This window comes from Rhodococcus sp. O3 (assembly GCF_048897285.1).
Classification (GTDB): Bacteria; Actinomycetota; Actinomycetes; order Mycobacteriales; family Mycobacteriaceae; genus Rhodococcus.
Genome location: NZ_JBMBTE010000284.1, coordinates 1 through 2,076 on the forward strand (window position 1 = coordinate 1; position 2,076 = coordinate 2,076).

Consider the following 2,076-nt stretch of genomic DNA (forward strand, 5'->3'; position numbering starts at 1 on the left):
TGGCGCCGGGCTGGGCGCCGCTGCCGGTGCCGGGCTCGGTCTGGGTGGCGGCCTGGGTGGTGGTCTCGGCCTCGGTCTCGGGGCGGAGGCCGAATCCGAGGCGGACGGCGATCTGCACCTCGACACCGGCTTCGACATCGGTGCGGTGAGCGAGCTGGCCACCGCTCTGGGAGCGGTCCTGCAGGTGGGTGGGCAGGCCGGCGTCGATCTGGGTGCGGCTGTCGGATCCGTCCTCGATGCGACGCTGGGCCTCGGTGGAGGAGTGGCCACCGAATTCGGTGTGGCGGTCTCGGGCGCACTCGCCGGTGGTCTCGGGCTCGACGCAGGCGCCGCCGTGGACCTGGGTGCCGCTCTGGACGCCGCTCTCGGTGCGGTCGGTGGCGTGGCCGCCGGTGCCGATCTCGGCGCCACCCTCGAGGCGGTCTTCGGGGTCGGTGGCGATCTCGGTGGCCAGGTGGGCCTTGCCCTCGGGGGCCTGCTCGACACGGCACTGTCCGCCGGCGGCAACTTCTCCACCGCGGTCGACGCCGCGGTGGGCGGCGGCGCGGACCTCGGTGTCGCGGTCGGTACCGCACTGGCAGGCGCGCTCGGGGCCGGAGCGGAACTGGGTGGTTCGCTCGGCGGTGCCGTCGGCTCCGCCCTCGACCTCGGCGCCGATCTGTCCGCCGGTGTGGATGTGTCCGCCGGTGTGGATGCAGCTGCCGACCTGTCGGCTGCGGTCGACTCGGTGCTGCAGGTCGGTGGCGAGGCAGGAGCCGGGCTGGGCGGTGACCTGGCGACGGGTGTGTCCGTCGGTGCCGACGTGGCCGCCGATCTCGGCGCGCAACTCTCCACCACCCTCGGCGGCGGCCTGGCGGCCGGTGCGGATGTGACGGGCGGGCTCGTCGCCGACAGCCTGGTCGCGGTCGACGGCGCTGTGAACGGTGCGACCGACGCCGCGGTCGGACTGGCCGGTGGGGTCTCCGGAGCCGTCGACGGCGCAGTGACGGGTGCGGCGGACCTCGGGGCCGGAGTCTCGGGTGCCGTCGGGGGAGCAGCGGATCTCGGCGTCGATCTCGGCGCCGACCTGGGAGCGGGACTGCAGGGTGCCGCGGACCTCGGGACTTCGCTGTCCGGCGGGGTCCAGGATGCGGCGGACGTGTGGTCGTCGCTCGACCCGGGCGACGTGTTCGGCAACGCCGCCGGAACCGGCGGCCTGTTCGACTCCTCGCTCGGCGGCAACGGCCTGATCGTCGGAGGATCGAGCCAGGTCGGCCCGGATTCCGTCGACATCGACGACCTCCTGAACTGAGCCGGGCCGTCATAATCACCCTCGATCGACAACAGAAGGCGAGCCGACGCAGCATCATGCAGAACACACCGGTCGACCCCGCGAGCCGTCGCGCCGCACTCGCCGAACTCGTCGACGAGGCAACCGCACACACCCGCGATGCAGGCCGCGCCGACCTTGCCGTCAGGCTCGCGGCGACCCGCACGCGGGTGGTCGATCCGCGGTTGCGGGTCGTGGTGGTGGGGTCGCTCGGCCAGGGCAAGAGCCGCTTCGTGAACTCGCTGCTCGGGCTCGACGTGTGCGCGGTGGGTGACGACGAGACGACCGCGGTCCCGACCCTCGTCCAGCACGCGGCCGAGGCATCGGCCGCATTGGTGGTCGCCGAACCGGGCGCGGACCCGGAGCGGGTACCGGTCCCGCTCACCGAACTGCACAGCGCCCACGCGGACGGACGCGAGATCCGGCGGCTCGAGGTGAACGTGCCGAGCCCGCTGCTCGCCGACGGACTCGTCTTCGTCGACACCCCGGGCGTCGGCGGGCACACCAACCCGCACACGTCGGCGACACTCACGCTGCTCTCGTCCGCCGACGCGGTGTTCGTGGTCTCCGACGCGAGCCAGGAGTTCACCGCACCGGAAGTGAGCTTCCTGCGGCAGGTCCGGACCCTGTGCCCCGCGGTCGCGGTGCTCGTCACCAAGACCGATCTGTATCCGCACTGGCGCGCGATCGTCGACGCCGACCGCACCCACCTGCAGCGCGCCGACCTCGACGTTCCGCTGCTGCCGGTGTCGTCGCTGCTGCGCGAG

General features: G+C 73.3%; 1 protein-coding gene and 1 pseudogene. Both read left to right on the plus strand.

Features of this window, described 5'->3' with window-relative positions; all coding sequences use genetic code 11:
* Positions 1–1,291: pseudogene (locus ACN675_RS28950) on the plus strand (hypothetical protein); the annotation flags it as partial.
* A gap of 56 nt (positions 1,292–1,347) precedes the next feature.
* The coding region (locus tag ACN675_RS28955; protein WP_420754084.1) for a dynamin family protein at positions 1,348–2,076 on the plus strand (729 nt) is incomplete at its 3' end.